The organism is Mesorhizobium sp. M7A.F.Ca.CA.002.09.1.1 (assembly GCF_003998555.1).
Classification (GTDB): Bacteria; Pseudomonadota; Alphaproteobacteria; order Rhizobiales; family Rhizobiaceae; genus Mesorhizobium; species Mesorhizobium ciceri.
Genome location: NZ_RZRR01000793.1, coordinates 1 through 2,609 on the forward strand (window position 1 = coordinate 1; position 2,609 = coordinate 2,609).

Below are 2,609 nucleotides of genomic sequence, written 5' to 3' on the forward strand. Positions count from 1 at the left end.
ATGCCATATTGCGCTGCCTTGGCACGGTCGACCTCGAGCGCCCAGTCGACGCCGGGTGGCGGGAGGCCGTCGGAAATGTCGATGACGCCAGGCACCTTGCCGATGCGTGCCGCAACCGCGCGCGCTTTGTCGTCGAGCCCCTTGGGGTCGACGGCCGAAAGCCTGATCTGGATCGGCTTGCCGGTCGGCGGACCGGCCTCCGGCACGCGCACCTCGACATCGACGCCGGGAATGCCGGCCATGACGCCGCGCAAATCGTTCAGGATCTGGTTCGCCGACTTGCGCTCGCGCCAATCTATGAATTCGTACTGGATGACGCCGACGACGTCTTCAGGGACATCCTGGCCGCCGCCTTGTGTCTTGCCGACGCGGGTGTAGACCGACTTGATGCCGGGCCAGCCGAGCATCCTGTTTTCGGCAATCTTGGTCGCCGTATCCATTTCGGCCAGCGAAAGGTTGCCGCGCGCGTGCACGTAGAGCAGGCCGTAGTCGGGCTCGACACTGGGGAAGAATTCGACACCGGCGCCATATTTCGAATAGGCAAAGCCGACGCCGAACAGCAGAGCGACCGTCAGCAAAACCACCGTAATCGGAAACCGCACCGCCTGCTTGACGATCGCCATGTACCAGCCGTCGCGATTATCATCCTCATGATGCTCCGGCGCCTTGGCGAAGATCGCCCCCAGCGTCGGCGCGAACACCAGCGCATAGAGCATCGAGGCCGATAGCGTGACGATCAGGGTGATCGGCATGTACTTCATGAAGTCGCCGATGATGCCCGGCCAGAACAGCAGTGGCGAGAAGGCGGCTATGCGCGTCATCGTCGCGGCAATGACCGGACCGGCCATGCGCTTGGCGGCCAATGCGAAGGCTTCCGCCTTCGGCATGCCTTCGCTCATCCGCCGTTCGGCGAACTCGGTGACGATGATGGCATCGTCGACCAGCATGCCGACAGCCAGGATCAGGCTGAACAGCACGATCATGTTGATCGTGTAGCCCATCATCGCCAGCAGCAGGATGCCGATCAGGAAAGACGACGGAATGGCCAGGCCGATCAGCAGCGAGGCACGACCCGACAGCGCGTAGAGGATGACGATGAACACCAGGATGACGGCGATCATGACGTGGTTCTGCAGATCGCCGAGCAACTGGTTGACGAAGACCGACTTGTCCTGCGTGTAGGTGACGTTCATGCCTTGCGGCATCGTCTTGACGTAGGCGTCGGACACCTCCCTCACCTTGGCGAGCGTGTCGATCAGATTGGCGCCGATGCGCTTCTTGACTTCGATGGCGATGGCCGGCTTGCCATTGAGGCGCGTGATCGTCGTGGCATCGGCGAAGGTCGAGCGGATCGTCGCGATGTCCTTGGCCTGCACCACGGCATTGGGGCCGGCGACCACGGGCAAGGCCGCCACGTCCTCGGGCGTCTCGATCAGTGACGGCACCTTGACGGCGTATTTGCCTTCCGAGCCTTCGATATTGCCGGCGGCGACCAGACTGTTGGAGGCCCCGACAGCGCCGATCAGCTGATCGAGTTGCAACCCGTAGGACGACAGTTTCATCGGATCGATGACGACTTCGACAAGATCGTCGCGCGAACCCTGCAACGAGCCCTCCAGGACGCCTGGCACTTCCTCGATACGGTCGCGCAGTTCGCGCGCGGCGGCGGTCAGCACGCGTTCGGGCAATTCGCCCGACAGGGTGACGACGAGGACGGGGAATTCGGAGATGTTGACTTCGGTAACGACCGGCTCTTCGGCCGCCTGCGGCAGGTCGGCCTTGCCGTCCTGCACCTTGGAGCGCGTGTCCTGCAAGGCCGTCGCCAGATTTGTCTGCGGCTGGAACTCGACCAGCACATAGCCGCCGCCCTGGAAGGCGGCCGAGCGCATTTCCTTGAGGCCTTTCAGGCTCTTCAGCTTGCTTTCCATCGGCCGCAGCAGAAGGCGCTCCGAATCCTCAGGCGAAATGCCCTGATAGATCAGGCTGATATACATCATCGGAATCGGAACGTCGGGCTCGGCTTCCTTCGGCGTCGACTGATAGGCGACCCAGCCGGCGAGCAGAAGGAAGACGAGGACCGAAATGGTCAGGCGGGCATTGTTGATTGCGAGTCTGACGATATCCATGGCTAACGCCTGTTCTTGAATTTCACGAGCTGCGTCGCAGCCAAGTGTCCCCGCCCGGGGTCTGTCCGCCGTACCCCATGCTACTGCGTGCCGGCGGTCGCTTCGCCCAGCAGTTTCTGGATGGTTGCCTGGTCGGCTTCGACCGGCTTGACCTCATCGCCTTCCTTCACCAGTTCCTGGCCGGCAACGATGATGCGCGCATCGGCAGGGATGCCGCCAAGCACCAGGCCGGTCGGCGTGTCGTCGACGAGGTCGATGGGGAAGAACGCAACCTTGTTGTCCTTGCCGACGGCACGGATGCCGAGGTCGCCCTTGTCGCCGAGCGTCACCACCGAGCGCGGCAGCAGCACCGCATCGGTCGGCAACGCGCTGAGTGCGATTTCCGCCGTCATGCCGGCCGGCACGGAGCCGTCGGCATTGGGGACGGCAACCTCGACGCGGAAGGTGCGGGTCGCCGAAGAGGCGTCGCGGCTGATGTAGCGC

At 63.4% G+C, this 2,609-nt stretch carries 1 protein-coding gene and 1 pseudogene; both read right to left on the reverse strand.

Going from position 1 to position 2,609, the window contains the following annotated elements:
* On the reverse strand, nucleotides 1–2,126 hold a 2,126-nt coding region (locus tag EN994_RS26325), incomplete at its 3' end, for an efflux RND transporter permease subunit (RefSeq protein WP_164746206.1).
* Between the two features lie 80 nt (nucleotides 2,127–2,206).
* Nucleotides 2,207–2,609 (reverse strand): annotated as a pseudogene (locus EN994_RS26330) (efflux transporter periplasmic adaptor subunit); the annotation flags it as partial.